Annotated in this window: 21 protein-coding genes; 10 read left to right on the top strand and 11 right to left on the bottom strand. The window is 67.2% G+C overall.

Features of this window, described 5'->3' with window-relative positions; translation table 11 throughout:
- Window positions 1-45: 45 nt before the first annotated feature.
- Complete coding sequence (locus tag IEY31_RS00585; RefSeq protein ID WP_188967978.1) at window positions 46-321, bottom strand: DUF2171 domain-containing protein; 276 nt, start codon at window positions 319-321, stop codon at window positions 46-48.
- 157 nt (window positions 322-478) lie between these two features.
- On the opposite strand from IEY31_RS00585, the gene IEY31_RS00580 reads away from it, so the two are divergent.
- Complete coding sequence (locus IEY31_RS00580) at window positions 479-1129, top strand: DNA-3-methyladenine glycosylase (protein WP_188967976.1); 651 nt, start codon at window positions 479-481, stop codon at window positions 1127-1129.
- Here the strand turns inward: IEY31_RS00580 and meaB are convergent.
- From meaB to IEY31_RS00560, 4 genes are all read right to left on the bottom strand, one after another.
- Window positions 1116-2060: a methylmalonyl Co-A mutase-associated GTPase MeaB gene (gene meaB, locus IEY31_RS00575; protein ID WP_188967974.1), complete on the bottom strand. Its 945-nt coding sequence runs from the start codon at window positions 2058-2060 to the stop codon at window positions 1116-1118. The two genes, IEY31_RS00580 and meaB, sit on opposite strands and share 14 nt — an antisense overlap.
- 58 nt (window positions 2061-2118) lie before the next feature.
- Window positions 2119-2916 carry a VOC family protein gene (locus tag IEY31_RS00570; protein ID WP_188967972.1) on the bottom strand — a complete coding sequence of 266 codons (798 nt, stop codon included), beginning with the start codon at window positions 2914-2916 and terminating at the stop codon, window positions 2119-2121.
- 72 nt (window positions 2917-2988) lie between these two features.
- Window positions 2989-5136, bottom strand: coding sequence for a methylmalonyl-CoA mutase (scpA, locus tag IEY31_RS00565; RefSeq protein ID WP_188967970.1), 2148 nt, complete (start codon window positions 5134-5136; stop codon window positions 2989-2991).
- Between the two features lie 92 nt (window positions 5137-5228).
- Window positions 5229-5483 (bottom strand): hypothetical protein, encoded by a 255-nt coding sequence (locus IEY31_RS00560; RefSeq protein WP_188967968.1) that lies wholly within the window; start codon window positions 5481-5483, stop codon window positions 5229-5231.
- 177 nt (window positions 5484-5660) lie between these two features.
- Here IEY31_RS00560 and IEY31_RS00555 point away from each other — a divergent pair, with 177 nt between their 5' ends.
- Window positions 5661-5894 (top strand): hypothetical protein, encoded by a 234-nt coding sequence (locus IEY31_RS00555; protein WP_229723223.1) that lies wholly within the window; start codon window positions 5661-5663, stop codon window positions 5892-5894.
- Between the two features lie 103 nt (window positions 5895-5997).
- Here the strand turns inward: IEY31_RS00555 and csaB are convergent, their stop codons facing one another.
- Window positions 5998-6972: a polysaccharide pyruvyl transferase CsaB gene (gene csaB / locus IEY31_RS00550; protein WP_188967964.1), complete on the bottom strand. Its 975-nt coding sequence runs from the start codon at window positions 6970-6972 to the stop codon at window positions 5998-6000.
- On the bottom strand, window positions 6969-8864 hold the full coding sequence (locus IEY31_RS00545) for a DUF5693 family protein (protein WP_373289085.1): 1896 nt from the start codon (window positions 8862-8864) through the stop codon (window positions 6969-6971). The genes csaB and IEY31_RS00545 overlap by 4 nt, the downstream gene beginning before the upstream one ends.
- A gap of 247 nt (window positions 8865-9111) precedes the next feature.
- Between IEY31_RS00545 and miaB the strand changes: the two genes are divergently transcribed.
- Window positions 9112-10491, top strand: coding sequence for a tRNA (N6-isopentenyl adenosine(37)-C2)-methylthiotransferase MiaB (gene miaB, locus IEY31_RS00540; RefSeq protein WP_188967962.1), 1380 nt, complete (start codon window positions 9112-9114; stop codon window positions 10489-10491).
- A gap of 96 nt (window positions 10492-10587) precedes the next feature.
- Here miaB and IEY31_RS00535 read toward each other — a convergent pair whose 3' ends face one another.
- Window positions 10588-11061, bottom strand: coding sequence for a hypothetical protein (locus IEY31_RS00535; RefSeq protein WP_188967960.1), 474 nt, complete (start codon window positions 11059-11061; stop codon window positions 10588-10590).
- Window positions 11062-11463: 402 nt separating this feature from the next.
- On the opposite strand from IEY31_RS00535, the gene IEY31_RS00530 reads away from it, so the two are divergent.
- The 3 genes from IEY31_RS00530 (at window position 11464) to IEY31_RS00520 (ending at window position 15501) form a co-directional block, all read left to right on the top strand.
- Window positions 11464-13194 (top strand): ABC transporter substrate-binding protein, encoded by a 1731-nt coding sequence (locus IEY31_RS00530; protein WP_188967958.1) that lies wholly within the window; start codon window positions 11464-11466, stop codon window positions 13192-13194.
- A 224-nt stretch (window positions 13195-13418) separates the two neighbouring features.
- Window positions 13419-14441: an ABC transporter permease gene (locus IEY31_RS00525; protein WP_188967957.1), complete on the top strand. Its 1023-nt coding sequence runs from the start codon at window positions 13419-13421 to the stop codon at window positions 14439-14441.
- 31 nt (window positions 14442-14472) lie between these two features.
- The gene (locus IEY31_RS00520; RefSeq protein ID WP_188967955.1) at window positions 14473-15501 is read left to right on the top strand and encodes an ABC transporter permease; all 1029 of its coding nucleotides are present in this window, start codon (window positions 14473-14475) and stop codon (window positions 15499-15501) included.
- 85 nt (window positions 15502-15586) lie between these two features.
- Here the strand turns inward: IEY31_RS00520 and IEY31_RS00515 are convergent, their stop codons facing one another.
- Entirely contained in the window at window positions 15587-16426 is an 840-nt protein-coding gene (locus IEY31_RS00515; protein WP_188967953.1) for a VOC family protein, read from the bottom strand.
- Between the two features lie 85 nt (window positions 16427-16511).
- The gene (gene hemC / locus IEY31_RS00510) at window positions 16512-17450 is read right to left on the bottom strand and encodes a hydroxymethylbilane synthase (protein ID WP_188967951.1); all 939 of its coding nucleotides are present in this window, start codon (window positions 17448-17450) and stop codon (window positions 16512-16514) included.
- 246 nt (window positions 17451-17696) lie between these two features.
- Between hemC and IEY31_RS00505 the strand changes: the two genes are divergently transcribed.
- The 3 genes from IEY31_RS00505 to IEY31_RS00495 all read left to right on the top strand — a co-directional run bounded on the left by IEY31_RS00505 (window position 17697) and on the right by IEY31_RS00495 (window position 19631).
- Window positions 17697-18299: a PaaI family thioesterase gene (locus tag IEY31_RS00505; RefSeq protein WP_188967949.1), complete on the top strand. Its 603-nt coding sequence runs from the start codon at window positions 17697-17699 to the stop codon at window positions 18297-18299.
- Entirely contained in the window at window positions 18296-18781 is a 486-nt protein-coding gene (locus tag IEY31_RS00500; protein ID WP_188967947.1) for a hotdog fold thioesterase, read from the top strand. The genes IEY31_RS00505 and IEY31_RS00500 overlap by 4 nt, the downstream gene beginning before the upstream one ends.
- Before the next feature lie 265 nt (window positions 18782-19046).
- Window positions 19047-19631 carry a YcjF family protein gene (locus tag IEY31_RS00495; protein WP_188967945.1) on the top strand — a complete coding sequence of 195 codons (585 nt, stop codon included), beginning with the start codon at window positions 19047-19049 and terminating at the stop codon, window positions 19629-19631.
- A gap of 92 nt (window positions 19632-19723) precedes the next feature.
- On the opposite strand, the gene IEY31_RS00490 is transcribed toward IEY31_RS00495, so the two are convergent.
- Entirely contained in the window at window positions 19724-20134 is a 411-nt protein-coding gene (locus IEY31_RS00490) for a hypothetical protein (RefSeq protein WP_188967943.1), read from the bottom strand.
- A gap of 35 nt (window positions 20135-20169) precedes the next feature.
- Between IEY31_RS00490 and IEY31_RS00485 the strand changes: the two genes are divergently transcribed.
- A complete protein-coding gene (locus IEY31_RS00485; RefSeq protein WP_188967941.1) occupies window positions 20170-20733 on the top strand; it encodes a DUF402 domain-containing protein in 564 nt (187 codons plus the stop codon).
- The last annotated feature ends 4 nt before the right edge of the window (window positions 20734-20737 follow it).

Genomic DNA, 20737 nt, shown 5'->3' with positions numbered 1-20737 from the left:
AGAGAAGGCGGCAGATCGCTCCACCGCCTCTGGTTCAGATTGGAATTACTTCATCGCGTCTTCGCGGGTAACGTTCAGGTGGACAGCCACATTGTCCATGCTCTCCACCTGCGACAGTGGCACGTAATGGTGCTGGCCGTCGCTGCTGTCACTTTTGGTCAGCTTGATCCTGTCGCCGTCCAGATGGTCCAGGGTACCGACATGCTCGCCATTTCTGTCCACAACCTGCAGGTGCTCACCCCCCTGATCCAGCCGGGCCTTAAGCTGTTCGGCGATGCGGTCCGTGATCTGACCGGCCTCCATGTTCTGATTCTGTGTCATGCCTCCAGGCTAGGCCCGCCAGATGACCGTCTGGTTGGATGGGAGATAACCCGCCGTTGAGAAGAGCATCACCCAATGTTGAGGTTGCGGCCCGCTGCAGCAGATTGCGTAAGCCGCGCTGCACAGACGGGCACGCCTGCCCCCTACGCTGCGGGGCATGTCCTTTTCCGTCGTGGACGTCGGCCATGATCGGGCACTGAAGCCGGAGGCCTTTGCGGGTGACCCGGTGGACGTGGCGCGTTCGCTGATGGGCGCGGTGCTGGTGCGCGTACTGGAGGATGGCGCGGTGCTGGCCGCCCGCATCGTCGAAACCGAGGGGTACGACTGCCCGCGTGACCCCAGCTGCCATGTGATCGCACGGCTGCCCGGCGCGGCGGCGGCGATGGGCGGCGAACCGGGCCGCGTGTACTTCCACCACGCCTACCGGCAGGCGCTGCTCAACGTGGTCTGCCGCCCCTCCGGGGTGCAGGCGTCCATCCTGATTCGGGCCGCCGAGCCGCTGCTGAGCGAGGCGCGGATGCGCGAGTTGCGGTCCGTCAGACGCGCGCTAGACCTGAGCAATGGCCCCGCCAAGCTGGTGACGGCGCTGGGATTGACGCCGGAACTGGCCGGCCAGCCGGTTGACACTCCAGCTTTCTACATCCTGCCGGGTCAGGCGGTGCCGGATTCGGAAGTGGAAGTTACGGCCCGCGTGGGCCTGCGCCGGGGGGCTGATCTGCCCTGGCGTTTTCTGCTGCGGGGCAACCCATGGGTGTCGCCGGGCAAACCGAGCGCGGCGACCACCGAGACCGGTCTCAGCGGGCCGTGAGCGCGGCCACACCCTGAATGGCCGTGAGGGTTCCGGCCTCCACCTCGGCGCGAAGCTGCTGGAGTCTGTGCAGATCCAGGCTGTCCCGGAAGGTTCTCCAGGCCGCCTCGCGCAGCAGCTCGTCGAACCACTGGGCGGTCTGGGTGCGGCGCTTGGCCGTCACATCTATCTCCGCCACGTAGTCCAGTACCGCTGCCCACACCTCCGGCACGCCCTCGCCGGTCAGGGCGGAGGCCCGCAGCGCACGGGGCCGCCAGGGGGCGTCGTGTGGGGTCAGCAGCCGCAGGGCGGCGCGCAGCTCAGTCTGGGCGCGCACCGCCGCCTTCGGGGCGCTGTCGGCCTTGTTCACCACGCACACGTCGGCCAGTTCCATGATCCCGCGCTTGATGCCCTGCAATTCGTCCCCGGCGTTGGGCAACGTGAGCAGCACGAACAGATCGGTCATGGCAGCCACCTGCGTCTCACTCTGGCCCACGCCTACGGTCTCCACCAACACCGTGTCGTAGCCTGCCGCCTCGCACAGCGTGATGGCCTCGCGGGTGCGCCGGGCCACGCCGCCCAGATTGCCCCCCGCCGGGCTGGGACGGATGTAGGCGCCCGGATGGACGGTCAGCCGGGGCATCCGGGTCTTGTCGCCCATGATGCTGCCGCCGGTGCGGGCGCTGCTGGGGTCCACCGCCAGCACCGCCACCCGGCGCCCCGCATCGGCCAGATGGACACCCAGCGCCTCGATAAAGGTGGACTTGCCCACGCCCGGGACCCCGGTCAGTCCCACCCGAATGGACTGCCCGGCATGCGGCGCAACTTCCGAAAGCAGCTGCTGGGCCTGCGCCTCGTGATCGGCGCGGGTGGACTCGCTCAGGGTGATGGCGCGGGCCAGCGCGCGGCGGCTGCCGGCCAAGAGGGGCGCAGCGAGGGGATGGACGGACATGCGCCCAATCATAGAGAAAGCCCCACCACTTGGGCGGGGCGGTGGGGGACTGGACGGTCTACGCGCCCGCCGGCCGCGGATTCATGACCGAGAAGACCGCGCCCGCCGGATCGGACAGCACGGCCATGCGGCCAAAATCCATGTCGAAGGGGGGCACCAGCACCTTGCCTCCAGCCTGTTCGGCCCGCTGCACAGTCTGGTCCACGTCGTCGGCGTAGAAATACACCATCCAGCCTGCTGCGCCCACGGCGTTCCAGTTCTGCGCGTTGCCCGACACGCCCGCGAAGGACTGCCCGCCGTGTTGCAGGGTATGGTAGGTCCCCTGGGGCATTGGGGTGCTGGTGGCCCCGAGCACTGAGGCGTAGAAGTCCACGGCACCTTCGGCATTGCGGGTGTTCACCTCGGCCCAGACCAGGCGGCCCGGCCCGTCATACGCCGCGAAGCCGCCGTGCCGATCATCCTGCCACAGCCCGAAGGAGGCCCCGTCGGGATCGCTGAACTGGCCCATGTGACCCTGATTGCCGATCTGCATCGGGCCAGACTCGGTGTGTCCACCCAGCGCTGCGATGCGTGCGGCATCGGCGTGAATGTCTTCGCTGGCGAAGCTGACCCGCCAACCGGGGGAGCCCTTCAGCCCTTGCGGCGGCGGCGGCGAGATGCCGGCCACCTTATTGCCCGCACGGTGGGCAGTGGCATACCCGCCCATCTCCTCCCAGAGCTGATATTCCCAGCCGAACAGGGCGGCGTAAAAGTCGCGCGCTGCCTGCGGCGCAGGCGTGATGAGATCCACCCAGATGGGTTCTCCCGCAGCAATGGGCGGTGGCACGACGGGGGCGAACGTCTGCGGCTGGAACATGGGTTGTGCCTCCTGTTGAATTGGGCTTCAACAGCAGCTTAGCCCACAATGCTCATTCTGTCAAGGGCGTAATCATCTATCGCTATTCCGCTGTCGCAACAGCCGCAGCACCTCGCGCGCGCTGGTCAGGATCGGGGTGCCGGGGCCGAAGATCCCAGCCACACCCGCTTCACGCAGCGCCGCGTAATCCTGCTGGGGAATCACGCCGCCTGCGATCACCAGAATGTCGCCCGCGTCCTGAGCCTTCAACGCAGCGATCAGTTGCGGAATCAACGTTTTATGCCCCGCCGCCTGAGAGCTGACGCCGATCACATGCACGTCGTTCTCCACGGCCTGCCGCGCGGCCTCGTCGGGGGTCTGGAACAGCGGGCCCACGTCCACGTCGAAGCCCAGATCGGCAAAGCCGGTGGCGATCACCTTGGCGCCCCGGTCGTGGCCGTCCTGCCCCATCTTGACCACCAGCATGCGCGGGCGGCGGCCCTCGGCCTCGGCAAAGGCCTCAATGTCGCCCTGCAGGGCCGCGAAGCCCTCGTCCCCGGCGTAGCCCTGGGCGTACACGCCGCTCAGGGTACGGACCTCGGCGCTGTGGCGGCCCCACACCCGTTCCAGGGCGTCCGACACCTCACCCACCGTGCAGCGGGCGCGCATGGCTTCCACCGACAGGGCCAGCAGGTTGCCGTCTCCGGTGCGGGCGGCGTTTTCCAGCGCGTCCAGGGCAAACTTGACAGCCTCCGGATCACGCTCGGCTTTCACCCGATTCAGCCGCGCGATCTGCGACTCCCTCACCGCGTCGTTGTCAATCTCCAGCAGCTCCACGGGCGTCTGTTCCTGGAGCTGGTACTTGTTGACGCCCACAATCACGTCCTCGCCCCGGTCGATGCGGGCCTGTTTGCGGGCCGCGCTTTCCTCGATCCTCAGTTTGGGAATCCCGGCCTCGATGGCTTTTGCCATGCCGCCCAGTTCCTCCACCTCGCGCATCAGCTCGCGGGCCTTTTCGGCCAGATCAAAGGTCAGACGTTCCATCAGGTAACTGCCGCCCCAGGGGTCCACCACGTCACTGATGCCGGTTTCCTCCTGAATCAGCAGCTGGGTGTTGCGGGCAATCCGGGCCGAGAACTCGGTGGGCAGGCCAATCGCCTCGTCGAAGGCGTTGGTGTGCAGGCTCTGGGTGCCGCCGAACACGGCGGCCATCGCCTCCACCGCCGTTCGCACCACGTTGTTGTAGGGGTCCTGCTCGGTCAGAGACCAGCCACTGGTCTGACAGTGGGTCCGCAGGGCGCGGCTCATGGGGTTTTTGGGGTCAAAACCCGTCATGATCTCGTCCCACAGCAGCCGGGCCGCCCGCAGCTTGGCAACCTCGGTGTAGAAGTTCATGCCGATGGCAAAGAAGAACGACAGGCGTGGGGCGAAGGCATCCACGTTCAGCCCCTTGGCCAGCGCCGCCCGCACATATTCCAGACCGTCGGCCAGGGTGTAGGCCAGTTCCAGCGCGGCGTTTGCGCCCGCCTCCTGCAGGTGGTAGCCGCTGATGGAGATGGAATTGAAGCGCGGCATCTGCTGCGCCGTGAACTCGATGATGTCCGCCACAATCCGCATCGAGGGTTCCGGCGGGTAGATGTAGGTGTTGCGGACCATGAACTCCTTGAGAATGTCGTTCTGGATGGTGCCTGAGAGCTGATCCAGCCTGGCCCCGCCCTCCTGCCCGGCCACGATGTATCCGGCCAGAATCGGCAGCACCGCGCCGTTCATGGTCATGGACACCGACATCTGGTCCAGGGGAATGCCGTCGAACAGCAGTTTCATGTCCTCGACCGAGTCAATGGCGACCCCGGCCTTGCCCACGTCGCCCTGCACGCGCGGGTGGTCCGAGTCGTAACCCCGGTGCGTGGCGAGATCAAAGGCCACCGACAGGCCCTTTTGCCCGGCGGCCAGGTTGCGGCGGTAAAAGGCATTGCTGGCCTCGGCGGTGGAAAAGCCCGCGTACTGCCGGATGGTCCACGGGCGGGCGGCGTACATGGTGGCGCGCGGCCCGCGCGTGTAGGGGGGCAGGCCAGGCAGGGTGTCGGCCGCGCCTTCGGGCAGGTCGGCTCGGGTGTACAGCGCCTTCAGGGTCAGCCCCTCGGGCGTCGTGCGGTTCAGGGTTTCGGGCTCCGCGCCCTTCAGGTCCTTGCGGGCCAGCGCCTTCCAGGCGTCCAGCTTGGGTGTGTGTTGCTCGCTCATGCGCTTGGCCTCCGTATGGGGCCATGATGCCACGCGCGGGCCTAACGGGCGTTAGGAAGGGACTGAGGCAGGAGCGGAAGGGAGAGACTGCCTCAACTTTGCTCGGCCACTGCCCGCGTCAGCGCCTCCTCAATGCCACGTCCGCGCCATACCGTCGCCAGGGCCTGCATCTCGCCGTCGGTCCAGACCAGATGCGCGCCGATGACGGCCCCCCCGGCAATGGCCAGGGCGGCGCTGTGCAAGCGCTCCAGCGGGGCGCCGGGACACAGCCGGGCGGCGGCAGCATGCAGGGCGGGGGCCAGCGGCAGGGGCGGACGGGTCACGCGGACACGGGCAGGCAGACTCACACTTACAGGGTACCGCCCACAGGGCACACAGCCGCCTGCCGGATGGGGGCCAGGGGGGCGAGGTGTGACTTTCTTCGCTGTCCTGAAAGACACTTTGAATAGAATGCCCCCCGATGACCGACAGACCAGGATCCGCGTGATGGGGACGCCGCACTGATGCGCGCCCTGATGTGGCTTATGACCGTGGTTCTGATGGTGCTGGCGGTGGCACTGGCTGTCCTGACGCTGGGGGCTTTCGCCTCGCTGGGGTCCACGGCGCCGCTGTGGCTGCGCTCGGTAGGCAGCCTGGAACACGCCGTGAGCGGTCAGCTGGGGCTGTCCGGCATCACGCACTTTGCGCGCGCGGTGGGGCTGGCGGTGCTGACCAGCGCCCTGGCGGCCCTGGCGGCGTACGTGAAGCCGCGGGCCTGAGCCTGCCTGAACTACCGTGCTGGACCACCCTGCGGCGCTGATTAACGTGGGCGGACCGGAGCATTTGTCCGTTCAGGTGTAGTCCACCCTTCGGGCGACTGCCCTAGCTCAGCGCCCGGCTGAAGCTGTGGGCGGCGCGCAGTTTCATGTCCTCGATGGCGTTCCAGTCGGGGGTGACGCGGCGGACGGCCTCTTCCGTCAGCAGGGCCGCTGCCGGGGGAAGCGGGTGGCTGGGTGCGCCCGCGTCGGCGCAGAAGCCCTGCACCTTGGGGTCGTAGGCAATGCCGGAAAAAGGCGTCCCGGCGGCGGCGGCCAGGATCAGGGCATGCAGGCGCACGCCGATCACGTAGCCGCTGCGGGCAATGGCGTCCAGCGCCGTCTGCGGATCGCGGGTGCTCACCACGTGGTGGGCCCCTAGGGCGTGCGCGGCCGCGTCGTCGTGGTCCGGCATGAAGCTCAGGGCGGTGACGTGCCGCCCCGCCTGACGCAGCTGCGCGGTGACCTGCTGCAGCGGCTCCAGCGCCTGCACCACGTCCCCGCGCGGGGCGATGATCACGCCCTGCAGGTCACGCGTTAATTCCGGCGTGGGCGACAGCAGCAGGGCCGGATCGCCCCCCAATTCCGCCCGCAGGCCCAGGCCTTCCAGGACTTCCAGGCTGCCCCCGTCGCGCACGATGATCCGGAGTCCCGCCAGGGCGGCGGCCACCTTGCGCCCTCCCTCCGGGGACAGCGGCCCGACGCTCTGGTTAAAGATCACCACGCGCTTGCCCATCAGCCGGGCCAGACGGATCACGCCCAGGTAGTAGCTGAGGGTCCGGGCGCTGGTCCTGTCCTGAAGAAGGCCGCCGCCCCCGCTGAGCAGCACCTGCGAGCGGGCCAGGGCCGACAGCAGCGGCAGCGGTCTCATGCGCGCCGCCGCCTCGCTGCCGAAGGTCTGGGCCGAGGCCTGGGGCGTGTTCGAGAGCAGCAGGGGCGTCAGGCCGCGTTTTTTGATCTCGCGGGTGATGGCCAGCGCAATGGCCTCGTCGCCGGTGTTGCCGAAGCCGTAGTAGCCGCTGACGGCCACCCGGCGGGTCATGCCTGCCCCCTGGCGGCGCGCGGTGAGCCGGAAGTGGTCCACAGCCGCATTCCGTAGCGCAGCAGCCCGATGGCGACGCCGCCCAGCAGCAGCCCCAGTCCCAGTCCGATAAACACACGCGCCGCGCTGATCAGCAGCGGCGTGTGAAAGTGCGAGAAGGTGTTCAGGATGCTGGATTGCCCCACCACGCCTGCCAGGATCAGCAGCCCGCTGAAGTAGCCGGGCAGCGTGCCGCTGAGGCCCAGCAGCGCCAGCGGGTGCGTGGCGATCTCCTTGAAGCGCGGGCGGATGACCGAGTCCTGCACGTCACGCCGCAGCGACGCCTCGAAGTCGCTGACCGGGCCGCCGGTGGTGTTGCCGCGCCGCTCGAAGACCAGCGACAGCAGGATCAGCCCCAGGGCCATCACGGCCACGTCGCCCAGCCGGATGGGCGCGGCGTAGATGTCGGTCGCCGTCTTGCGGATGTCCTGGCGCGGCAGGAAGCTCAGCGCCACCAGCATCAGTGGCAGCAGCAGGGTCAGGCCCACCCCACGGAACGGCTCCAGACCCAGCGTGCTCTCGCGGCTGGCTCCCAGCGCCGAGACGAACAGCACGCCCACCAGGCTCAGCCCCGTGGCCACGAACCAGTCGGTCACGCGTGAGCGCCGCAGCACCAGGCCCAGCGCCGGGAAGGTCACGGCGGCCACCAGGGCGGCGCCCGAGAAGGGGTGCAGCGCGTTCAGACTAAAGGCCACCAGCGCCACCCCCGCCGCCGCGAGCAGCCCCAGCCGTGAGAGCGGCAGGCTCAGGCCCAGCAGCAGCAGCGCCGCCAGCGGCCCCACGACGCTCAGGCCCCGCAGCAGCGGGCTGGGCGTGAAGGTGCCGACCTGCGGCGTTTCCAGTGTGATTCCGGAGCGGGCCAGCAACTGCTGCGTGCGGCCCAGCATCGCCTCGGTCTCGTTGATGGTGGGGTAGGGGCGCAGGTACAGCAGGCGCATCCCGCGCTCACGGGCGGCCAAGTTGTACTTGCTGGCCACGTCCAGCGGATCGAGCTTGTTCTGATAGGCAGGCGAAAGCGCGAACAGGCGCACCCCGCCGTGTTTTTCCACCAGCGTGTCCAGCCCCGATTGAATATTGCCCTCGATGATGGCGGGCAGGCGCTGGCCCATCGCCCTGTCCACCTGTGCCAGCAGTTCCGGCGTGCGTGACCCGATCACCTCGTCGCCCGTGAAGGCGATGAACGGCACGTCCGGCCAGTCGGCACCCACCCTGGTAGCCGGCACCGCGTCATCCTGGTAGGGGCGGTAGACCAGCGTCAGGCCCTGCGTCTTGAAGGCCTCGATCTTCTCCTTGTCCGGCCCGGCAGGCAAGAAGGTGGGGTCCGTGGGCCATTCGGTCCAGGTCTGCCCACCGATCTGCACCGTGCGGGTGGGAATGGTGTAGCGGTCCGTGATGTCGCCGGGCTGCACCCCCGGCGCGGTCTGCATATACACCGCGTTGGTCTTCACGCCCTGTCCCGGAAAGTCCATCGCCAGGTCCGAGCCGTTTTTCAGGTAGACCTCGCCGCGCTGGATCAGGCTGGCGATGGTGTCCTCGTACAGCGCCACGCCGTTCACGCCCAGCGCCCGGTAGCGGTCCAGCAGTGCCTGCGGCTCCAGCCCGAAGCGGCGGGCCTGCGTGACCAGCGCCGGATAGTCCATGACCAGCGCCGCCGTTTTCTGGGACTGCTCGTACTGCACGCGCCCGAAGGCCAGCAGCAGCGCCGGAATCAGCGACAGGGCGATCAGCCCCAGCAGCAGCGGGGTCCATGGATGGCGCGTGGCGGGCGGCAGGGTCGTCGCGGTCACGGGAACGGGGGAGGGCGGGGCAGGCTGAGGCAATGGAGCGCGGTTCGGGTCGGTCACAAAGCACATCCTAGCGGTGGGGTGGGGCGGGGAAGAGAAAGCAGCCAAAAATCGCAGCATCCTAGCGCCTGGGCCGGGCCGGCACGTCCGCCGAAGGGTGGAGGGCCGGGGATACCGGTCTTGTGTCCGCCCTGTCCGCTGGTACGCGGGCTGCCTTGCCGTGCCGCCCACGCGCTACACTCCACTGTCACGCCCAGCGCCGGGCGCGAGAAAGGCCCCGGAATCCATCCGTCAGGCTGAGAGGAGAACAGCAGACATGAAGGCACACATGATCACCTACGGGTGTCAGATGAACGAGTACGACACGCATCTGGTCCAGTCGCAACTGGTCAGCTTCGGCGCGGATCTGGTGGAGAGCATTGACGAGGCCGATTTCGTGCTGGTGAATACCTGTGCGGTGCGCGGCAAACCGGTGGACAAGGTCCGCAGCCTGCTGGGGCAACTGCGGAAGGTCAAGGCCCAGCGCCCGCTGGTGGTGGGCATGATGGGCTGTCTGGCACAGCTGGAAGAGGGCCAACAGATGGCCCGCAAGTTCGAGGTGGACGTGCTGCTGGGGCCGGGCAGCCTGCTGGACATCGGCGCGGCGCTGGAGAGCAACGGCCGCTTCTGGGGCCTGCAGTTCAAGGATGAGCTGCATGGACACATCCCACCGTCGCCCACCGGCCGGTTGCAGGCGCACCTGACCATCATGCGCGGCTGTGACCACCACTGCACCTACTGCATCGTGCCCACCACGCGCGGCCCGCAGGTCAGCCGCTCGCCCGACGACATTCTCAGGGAGCTGGACCTGCAACTCGCAGCCGGCGTGCAGGAAGTCACGCTGCTGGGCCAGAACGTCAACGCTTACGGCGTCGACGGTGGCGCACGGCTGGCCGGGTACCCGTCGTTCGCCGATCTGCTGCGGCTGGTGGGCGGAAGCGGCGTGCGCCGCATCAAGTTCACCACCAGCCACCCGATGAACTTCACCGAGGACGTGGCCGCCGCAATGGCCGAGACGCCCGCCGTCTGCGACTTCGTACATCTGCCGGTGCAGAGCGGCAGCAGCCGCGTGCTGCGGCGCATGGCCCGCGAGTACACCCGCGAGAAATACCTGGGCCATATCGCGGACATCAAGAAGCACCTGCCGAACGTGGTGCTGGCCACCGACATCATCGTGGGCTTTCCCGGCGAGACCGAGGAAGACTTCCAGGACACCCTGAGCCTGTACGACGAGGTGGGGTTTGATAGCGCCTACATGTTCATCTACTCGCCGCGCCCCGGCACGCCCAGCTACAAGCACTTCGCGGACCTGCCGCGCGAGCTGAAGACCGAGCGTCTGCAGCGCCTGATCGTCAAGCAAAAGGAGTGGAGCAAGCTGAAGAATGCGGGCAAGGTGGGTACCGTGCAGGAGGTGCTGCTGCGCGGCGACGCTCACAGCGAGGGCTTTCTGGAAGGCCACACGCGCGGCAACCACCCCACTGTGGTCCCCAAGGCCATCGGCGCGGACGGTGCGGGCGTCTACTCCGTGCGCATTGGCCACAGCACCCCGCACATGCTCTACGGCCAGATCCTGGGCGCGGACGGCCAGCCGCTGCCGGAAGTGCCCCGGCTGGAACCGCAGGCGGCGGCGCTCAGCAGTCCCTTGCAGATGGCTTGAAACCCCCAACGCCAGTCATCATGCAGCCCTCTTCGCGTGAAGAGGGCCTTTTCATACCGAGTGGGAGAGGCGCGTCTGTGAGGCGGCGCTTCCGGCCTACTGGATGTTCACCTGAAAGGCCGGCACTTTCACCTGCACCGTGCGGAATCCATCGGCCCCCATGCCTTCCGAGGCCAGCTTGACGTTGATGCTGGCCTGGGCCTCCAGCGTGCGCAGGCCGGTGTCCTGGGGAAACTCCACCACGGCCTCGATGCGCTCGCCGATGTTCCACGCCCTGGGCGGCAGGTACGACGCCACGCACACCTGAAACTGCCCGTACTTCAGCTCCGGCTGCCCGGTTGTGGCCGCGTCCTGCACGCTGAGCCTGAAAGGACGTGGGCAGTCGTTCTTCAGCAGCAGATCGTGCGGCCCAAGGTTAACGAGCGTGACAGTCAACAACCGGCCATTGACGCTGACGCCGGAGCTGATCTGGGTTTGCGGCAGGGTGACGCGCGGGGCGCATGAGGTGGCGGCCAGAGCCAGACCCACCAATACAAGACGCGGTGACAGCAGCTGGGGAAGGCGGAACATGGCGCTCAGGGTACCAGCACCGGTCTGAGAATGGGGGCATGCAGCGGTGTGCCGTGCTCTCCACAGCGCGTCCTGCCAGGACGACGGTTGACGATGAAAGCAGGGGGTATGGGCCGTGAAGGGACGGCCGTGTGTACGACATGGGTTGCACCGGACCGTGAGGCGGCACGGAGCACCATTTTTGCGGATTCACGTCTGACTGCTGGGCCCAGCAGGGCTGGACGGGATCCCCCGCCCCCCCCACCCTCTTCAGCAGATGCTGGCCCAGTTCACACAGAGCCGATTGACCTACGCTATGATGCGCCCGTTCAAACACTAGACAGGTGACAGGCCGGGCAACTTCGACCTTTGCGTTTTTGTTGGCTCTCCCACCCCACCCGTCAACCCCTTTCAGGAGGCTCCATGAAGAAACCCACCAAAAAGTTGGCCGCTCTCAGCTCATTCCTCGTTATTTCCGCCGCGCTGGCTGCGTCCCCCGCCGATACCCTGGTCATTCAGTCGGCCGGTGACGTGCCCACCATGGACCCGGGCGTGACCTACGACACGTCGTCCTCGGCGCTCGTGGACAACATGTACGAAACGCTCCTCACCTATGACGGCGCGAGCCTGACCAAGCTGGTGCCGCTGCTGGCCACCAAATGGACCCCGAGCAACGGCGGCAAGACCTACACCTTTGATCTGCGCAAGAACGTCAAGTTCCACAGCGGCGCCACCATGACCTGCGCCGACGCCGAGTACACCTTCGAGCGCAACCTGGTCACCAACAGCGGCGCCAGCGGCAACTGGTTCCTGGCCGAGGCCCTGCTGGGCACCGGCAGCAACGCCGCCGACGACAAGAGCATCACCTGGGCCAAGATCGACAAGTCCGTGGAGTGCAACAACAACGGCCAGCTGATCTTCACGCTGCCTGCCGTGGATCCCGCTTTCCTGGCCAAGCTGGCCTACACCGGCATGGCCATCGTGGAAAAGGGCTACAGCGCCAAGATCGGCGAGTGGGACGGCACCGAGAAGACCTGGAAGGACTGGATCGGCAAGGACCTGACCGGCAGCGAGCTGAGCAAGAAGCCCAACGGGACTGGCCCTTACAAGCTGGTGCGCGCCGACGCCAACAACCACCTGTTCCAGGCTTTCGACGGCTACTGGGGCAAGAAGCCCACCATCAAGAACGTGATTCGTCAGAAGGTGCCGGAACTGGCCGCCCGTCAGCAGGCACTGCTGCGCGGCGACGCCGACATCATCGAGGGTTCGGGCCGCGCCGTCGACGAGGCGCAGATCAAGGGCAAACCCGGCGTGACCTGGGTGGACGACCTGCCCAACACCACCGCCACCGCCATCTTCATGAACGAGAACATTCAGGGCAAGGGCACCGGCCTGCTGGGCAGCGGCAAGCTGGACGGCAAGGGCATTCCGGCCAACTTCTTCAGCGACGTGAACGTGCGCCGCGGCTTCTCCTACGCCTTTGACTACGAGGGCTACATCAAGGACGTGCAGAAGGGCAAGGGAATGCAGCGCACCATGCTGCTGCCCGACAGCTTCCCCGGCTACGATCCCAAGGTCAAGACCTACTCCTTTGACGCGGCCAAGGCCACCCAGTACTTCAAGCGCGCCTGGGGCGGAGAGCTCTGGAAGAACGGCTTTGTGCTGACGGCCAACTACCGCGCCAATACCCCTGCGTCGCAGACCGCGATGGAAATCCTCAAGAAGAACATCGAGTCGCTGAACCCCAAGTTCCGCGTGAACATCCAGTCCAAGCAGTGGAGCGAGATGCTCAGCGACTCCCGCAAGGGCGAGGAAGCCATGATTCTGGTGGGCTGGGCGCCTGATTACGCCGACGCCGACAACTTCATGTACACTTTCTACGCCAGCGACGGCTACTACAGCCCGCGCAGCAACTGGAAGGACGCCAGCGTGGACAAGTGGCTCAAGCAGGCCCGCAGCACCATCAACGCGGCCGAGCGCAACCGCCTCTACACCCTGGTGGGCAACCGCGCCTACGAGCAGGCTCCTTACATTCTGGTGCCCGCGCCCGTGAACTACATCTTCCACAGCAGCCGTCTGGGCGGTGAGGGCCGCACCAAGGCCACCTTCAACCCCATGACCTCGCTGCTGTGGAGCGGGCTGACCAAGAAGTAAACCCCTGGCAGCACAGCAGGACCGGGGAGTTCCAAGAACAGCGGGCGGGGCGGCCATGAGATGGGTTGCCCCCCCGCTTCCCCTTTGCACCTGCGTTTTGTAGACTGCCCCCCTTCTGATGACCCACACACCTCCACAGCTTTTCACGGCGCGCCTTCCTGCCCCGCTTCCGGGACGGTTGCCACAGTGAACACCTCTTTCCGCCCACCGACAGCGAGGCCCCCATGCTGAATTTCACCGTCCGCCGCCTGCTCCAGATTCCCATCGTCATGCTTATCCTGTCGGTGCTGGTGATCGGGCTGACCCAGCTGCTCACGCCTGAGCAGCGCGCCGCGCCGTACATCCGCAGCGAGCAGCAGGCCGCGCGTCTGGAGCAGATCATTGACGAACGCGGCCTGCGCGACCCCTTCCCGGTGCAGTACAGCCGCTGGTTTTCCAACGTGGTCCAGGGCGACCTGGGCTTTTCCAAGGCCAGCAACAAGGAGGTTGTCGCCACCATTCAGGAGCGGCTGCCCAACACCATCGAGCTGGCGCTGCTGACCGCCATTCCTATTCTGCTGCTGTCCATCTGGCTGGGCACCCTGAGCGCGCTGCACAAGGACAAGCTGATCGACCAGATCCTGCGTGTGGTGGTGGTGCTGGGCTACAGCCTGCCGACCTTCGTGCTGGGCATCGTGCTGCTGGCAGTGTTCTACGCGTATCTGGGCTGGCTGCCCGGCGCGGGCCAGCTGGAGATCATCAACCAGTTCTCGGTGGGAGACATGCGGCGTTACACCGGCATGATGACCGTCGACGCCGCGCTGAACGGTCGCTGGGACATTGCCTGGGACGCGCTGCGTCACATGATTCTGCCTGCCGTGACCCTGCTGATCGTCCTGAGCGCCAATCTGGTCAAGGTCATGCGCAACAGCATGCTGGAAGTGCTGACCAGCGATTACGTGCGTACCGCCCGCGCCAAGGGCCTGTCGTCCAAGGTGGTGAACGGCAAACACGCCCGCCGCAATGCCCTGCTGCCCATCGTGACGCTGGGCGGCTTTTTGGTGATCAACCTGCTGGGCGGCTCGATCATTACCGAGACGATCTTCGCCTACCCCGGCATCGGACAGTGGTTCGTGCAGGCCGCGCTTCAGCTGGACATCGCCGGGGTACTGGGTTTCACGCTGCTCTCGGCCATGCTGGTGGTCATCATGAGCACGGCGGTGGACATCCTGTACGGCGTGATCGACCCCCGCGTGAGGTTCCACTGATGAGCCCTTCCTTCATCCCCGGAGAATTTGCATGACCACCACGTCCTCGGCGCCCATCGCCATTGAAAAACGCGGTGCCTTCCAGATGTTCTGGACCGGCCCGGCCATGCGCAAGCTGCGGCGCAACCCGCTGGCCATCGGCGGGCTGATCATCACGCTGCTGTTTGCGCTGCTGGCATTGTTTGCCCCGCTGGTGGCCAAGCCCACCGGCAACTGCCTGCGCGACCTGAACATGACCACCCAGAACGAGGTATACAACCCGCTGGGCGCGCCGTTCTGGAAGGCCGTGCTGACCCCTCCGGCCAGCTGTTACAAGATCGAGCGCCTCAGCTTTGCCCAGGAGCCGGCGCCGCCCAACTCGATTGCAGGAGCCACGGCTCCCTTTGGCACCGTCAACGGCTACAACATCTTCTACGGCCTGGTGTGGGGTACCCGCACCGCGCTGAAGATGGCCTTTACCATCGTGGGCATCACGCTGGTGGTGGGCGTGCTGGTCGGGGCCATCAGCGGCTTTTACGGCGGCTGGATCGACAACCTGATTCAGCGCTTTATCGACGTGCTGTTCGCCATGCCGGGGCTGGTGCTGACGGTGGTGATCCTGACCATCCTGCGTGCCAAGAATCCGGGGGGTGATCCGACATGGCCGATCATCCTGGCGTACTCGGTGGCGGGCTGGGCCGGGTACGCCCGCGTGATCCGCGGAGACGTGCTCAAGACGCGGCAGCTGGAGTACGTGGACGCCGCCCGTGGCCTGGGTGCCCGTGACATGCGCATGATTCTCAAGCACATCATTCCCAACAGCGTCACCACCGTGTTCACGATCTCGGTGCTGGACCTGGCCACCGTGCCGCTGGGCATCGCCGCCCTGAGCTTCCTGGGCCTGGGCTTCGAGCCGGGTTACTCCGAGTGGGGGCAGCTGGTGGACTTTGCCCGGGCGTGGCTGAAACCCGAATACTGGTACGTGCTGGTCTTCCCGGCAGCCTTTATCGTGCTGTTCAGCCTGGCCTTCAACCTGTTCGGTGATGGCCTGCGCGACGCGCTGGACCCCAAGACCCGGTAATCTCGGCCAAAAGGGGGCGGTGCCTGGGTGTTAAGCCCAGGCACCGCCCCCTTTTGCCTGTCTGATGGTCGCATGGGCCTGCAGCTCAACCGGCAATAAATTCAAACACGTGGCCTTCCGGATCGCGCACCGCCAGCCCATGATCGTCCCGCAGGCACGGCAGTCCCGCCGCGACCACCAAGGCGCCCACCGCGTCCACGTCGGCGTAGAAGCGCACCAGCGCGTGATCGCCCCCCAGCATGTCGGCCAGTCCCACCTGCGGGTCCCAGGCGTACAGCCATCTGCGTGGCGTGCCGTTGCCGTCCGGCTCGGGGTGCGGCCCCAGCGTGAACTGGGCGAAGTCGCGGTCCTCCTGTTCCTTGGCCAGGGCGAAGCCGTAGGCACGGGGTAGGCGTTCCTTCATGGTGGGGTAGTCGCTGAAGGCCAGGGCCACCTCGCGCAGGCCCATGACCGGCAGGGCGTGGGGCGGGCGCTGGACTGGCGTGGGCGCAAAATGCGGCTGGCGCGCGTCGGCCCGGTCCACCCCGCGCAACTCCAGCCCGTGCCCGAAGGGGTCGAAAAAATACAGCGTCCAGTCCGGCCGGTCTTCCGTGCCCAGATTGATCTCCTGCCACTCCAGGCCGTGCGCGTCCAGCAGGCCCTTGCTGGGCTCCAGATCGCTGGGCTCAACCTGCCAGGCGTAGTGAAGGTGCGACGCCCCCCGTGGCCTCAGCGGGGCCAGGCGTTCGTCGTTGGCCTGACGCGTGATCGGCTGCCACAGGGTCAGGGTCTGGTGCGGGTTGACCACAAATTCGGCCACGCCCGCTGCCTCGTCGTGGCGGGCCAGTTCCAGGCCCAGCACCTGCGAGTAGAAGCGCACGCCGCGCGCCAGATGATTGACCTCCAGCGTCAGACCAGCCAGATCGAGAATGGGGGAGAGGGACATGCCCGCATTTGAGCGCAGGCCGGCCCCTCTCCCCCACAGGTTGGATTCAGGACTTCTTTAGGCGAACTGCTTCGGGCGAAGCACGTTAAGCGGTCTGCGCGTGCGCTGCGTCCACCAGCACCTGCGCGCCCTGGCCCAGCGTGTCGGCGGCCAGTTCGGCCCCCAGCTCGGCACATTCGCTCGCGTCGCCGCTGGTGGTGGCCCGCAGAACCTGCGACCCGTCCAGCGCGGCCACCCAGCCTTCCAGGGTCAGGACGCCGCCCTTGATGGTGGCGTGCGCGCCCACCGGGGCCATGCAGCCCGCGCCCAGGCCCGCCAGGAACTCGCGCTCGGCGGTGATGCGGTCGTCGGTGGTGTGGTCGTGGATGGCATAGGCCACCTCCACGGTCAGGTCGTCGTCGGCGCGGGTTTCCAGTGCCAGGGCGCCCTGACCGGGGGCCGGCAGCATGATGTCCGGCTCGATGAACTCGTCGATGCGGTGGCGCATCTCGGTGCGGATCAGCCCGGCGGCGGCCAGGATGATCGCGTCGTACTCGTCCGAGGCCAGCGCGGCCAGCCGGGTGTCGATGTTGCCGCGCAGGCCCACGATCTGCAGGTCGGGGCGGAATGCCTGCAAGAAGGCCTTGCGCCGCACGCTGCTGGTGCCGACGCGGGCGCCCTGGGGCAGTTCCGCAAGGCGCTTCATGCCCTCCTTGCCGATCAGCACGTCGCGGGCGTCCACCCGTTTGGGAATCGAGGCCACCTCCAGCTCTTCAGGCTGGGTGGTGGGCAGGTCCTTGAGCGAATGCACCGCGATGTCGATGCGCTTTTGCAGCAGCGCGTCCTCGATTTCCTTGACCCAGAAGCCCTTATCACCTGCCCGGGCCATCGAGATCAGGCTGGCGCGGTCCCGGTCCCCCTTGGTGCTGATGGTCTGAATCCGGAAATCCGTTTCGGGCCATTCTTCCTTGAGCCGGGCCACCACCCAGTGGGTCTGTGCCAGCGCCAGCGTGCTGCCGCGCGTTCCTACCGTCACCGTCCGCATAACTGAACCAGTATAGGGGGTGGGGGAGGCCGCGCGTATGCGCCCTGTCCTTCATGTCCGGTTCTGCCGTGCCCGGGTCTGCGGGACGAGTTGGTCCGTGACCGGGGAGATCCCACCCCAGTGACCCGGACATCACGGTCGGCGCAGGGACCGCCCAGTATGGTGTCGGCCAGGACCAGCACGTCCTCCGAGACTGACCACACCCCCAAGACCGGCCGCCAGAGCCCGCACCCCCCGAGGAGCCCGATGACCCAGACCCAGGACAAGCCAATGGAAACCAGCCTCCCGCAGCGCACCCGCACCTACACCTGGCAGGACCCGCTGATCGGTGCGGGCGCGGCCCCCGGCCTGAGCGGGCTGGCGTACCTGCGCGGCATGGCCCGCGGCGACTTTCCCCCGCCGCCGATCGGGCAGACGCTGGGCTTCACGATTGGCGGCGAGGAGGACGTGCAGGAGGGCCGGGTCACCTTCCGCATGCGGCCCGAGGAGTTTCACTACAACCCCATCGGCAGCGTTCATGGCGGCGTGTACGCCACGCTGCTGGATTCGGCGCTGGGCTGCGCGATCCACACCCTGCTGCCTGCCGGGGTGGGCTACACCACCCTGGATCTGGCGGTCAAGTACCTGCGGCCGCTGCAGCTTGGCCTGGGCGAGGTCCGTGCCGTGGCCGAGGTGATCAGCGTGTCGCGCCGGGTGGCCACGGCCACGGCGCAGATCGTGGACGACGCGGGCAAGGTCTACGCCACGGCCACCACCACCTGTCTGGTGATGCGGCCTGAGCGCGCCGCCGCCCAACCGATCCGGGCATCAGGCGCCCAGGAGACGGTGGCCCAGGAGGCAGGACAATGACTGCCCACACTCCTGCGTCCGACGCCATCCTGGAGGGGCTGGGCGGGCAGCGCGGTCTGGTGGAGCATCTGGGCATTACCTTCAGCGAGGCCAGCGGCGCCAAAGTGGTGGCACAGATGCCGGTGGAAGCGCGGGTGCATCAGCCGTTCGGCATCCTGCACGGCGGCGCGAGCGTGGCCCTGGCCGAGAGCGTGGCCAGCACCGGGGCGTACTTGAATGTGCGGGACCGCGGGATGCTGGCGGTGGGGCTGGAAATCAATGCCAACCATCTGCGCAGCGTGGTGTCCGGCACGGTCACGGCCACTGGCACCCCCATCTTCCAGGGCCGCACCACCGAGGTCTGGAGCATTGAGATCGTCGACGGGCGCGGCAAGATGGTGTGCGTCTCGCGCTGCACTCTGGCCATCATTCCCATGCCTGACCGGACCGAATCTGGACCGGAACAGGGCCGCCCGTCATCTGAAGGACAGCCGGCCATCTGACCAATCGCTTGAGGCCGTTCTCTTCCTGGCCCGGCACAGCCCTGAACCCACGCTCAAGGTGCCTGCACCACGCTGTCAGACAACTGTCATGCGCCGGATTTAAGCTTTGATGGAGTGGTGTACTCCACCTCTCGTCCCTCCCTCCCTGGACACGCTACCTCCCCCCGGCGTGTCCGTCTGCTGTGGCGCGGGGGGCAGGGCGAAAGGTGAATGTCCGCCCGGCGACGCCTCACCCTCCCGCCCGGAGCCGGAGTACACTCGCTGCATGTTGCCCCCGCTGGTCAAGCAGGTCCTCGACAACTTCAACTTTGACATCGACCCGGACCGGAGCCGCGACGAGAACGTCGACGAGGTCATCAAGAGCGCGGCGCTGCTGTCCGGTGCGGTGGCCATGGAGCCGATTCCCTTTGCCGACATTCTGGTGATCACGCCAGTACAGGCCAAGATGGTGCTGCACATCGGCAAGATCTACGGCTTCGACATCTCTGCCGAACGCGCCCGCGAGATTGTGCAGGAACTGGGCGTGACGCTGGCCTACGGCATGGCGGCCCGGCAGGTGATGCGCGGGCTGGCGAAGATGGCGCTGCCCGTCATTGGCGGCATCATCACCGCGCCCGCCGTGTACGGCTGGACCTTCGCGCTGGGGCGGGTGGCGCAGAACCACTTCGAGCGCAAGCAGCTGGGGTTGCCCGACAGCCGCCGCGAACACGTCAAGGTCATTCAGGAGGCCAAGCAGCAGTCGCGCAAGGTGCTGCCCAGTGCCCAGGACTTCTCGGACCTGGCCAGCGAACTGCGTCGCCGCGCCGACGAGAAGAACAGGAGCCAGGGCGGGCCGAACGGCCCCAACTGAGGCAGAGACAGTCAGAAACGTGGCGGCGGAAGTAACTGGCGCCGCGTTTCTGGCCGTCGCGCGTCAGCGCAGCAGCCGGGGACGAGAAAAACCTATCTCCTGGGCCACTGGAAGACCCGCCCGTCCGTGAGGGTCAGCCGTACGGTAACGTGCCCGTCGCCCGGATCGTGAATCGCGCAGGTCCGGGTCTCGGGCGGCGGATCGCACAGGCCGCTCTCGAAGCCGCTGACGCTGAGACACGGGCCGCTGGCATCCTGCTGGCCGTCGCCAACCACGTCGGCGGCAATCGCCACCTGGCGCACATATTCCTCGAAGCGCACCGGATCGGAGGCCATCAGCCGCTGCGCCGCCGCCTGCCGCGCCGTCTCGTCGGCCTGACGCTGGCGTGTGGCCCCCGCCTCCCGAGCGGCGGGAACGGCCCACAAGGCACCCATCATCAGGGCGGCCAGAACCAGCGCAGTCCGTACCAGCGCGGGCCACGGACGGGGGGAGCGGCGGATCACGCCCGCATCCTAGCGAAACCGCTACTCTTGGGAGCGTGAAGCGCAAAACCTTCGATCTCCGGCCCTGGGCGCGGGTCACCGACTCGGCCCAGACCGTGCTGGCTGTGCCGGGCTACGTGATCGTGGATTTCACGGCCCGGACGGTCATTCGCCCGCTGGAGGTCTCCAGGCCGGGCACCGGCCTCTGTCACCGGATTCTGGATCACGGCTACCGCTGGGTTCGCTGTCATCCGACGGGGGCGGGCGAGGGGGTCATGGGCGCGGCCCTGACCGTGCAACTGGACGCGGCAGGCCAGCCGGTGCAGTTCTACGTGGACATTCACGGCGGTGAGGGCGTGCAGGAGGACGGGCTGCCGTGGCACGACGACCTGTACCTGGATGTGGTGGGCGACCCCGACGAGGCCGCGCGCTGGACCATCACTGCTACCGAGATCATCGACGCCGATGAACTGGAAGAGGCCGTGCAGGCCGGGCTGGTCACCCCCGAACTGGCCGCGCAGACCTGGACCCATGCCCGCCAGATCGAGGAGTTGCTGCGGGCCGGGACATACCCGCCTGTGGACGTGCTGCGCCGCTACGTCGAAGACCCCTACACCTGAGCGT

This window comes from Deinococcus aerolatus (assembly GCF_014647055.1).
Lineage (GTDB): Bacteria > Deinococcota > Deinococci > Deinococcales > Deinococcaceae > Deinococcus > Deinococcus aerolatus.
Note: the sequence above shows the minus strand (reverse complement) of the source record. Positions and strands in the feature narration are given on the sequence as shown.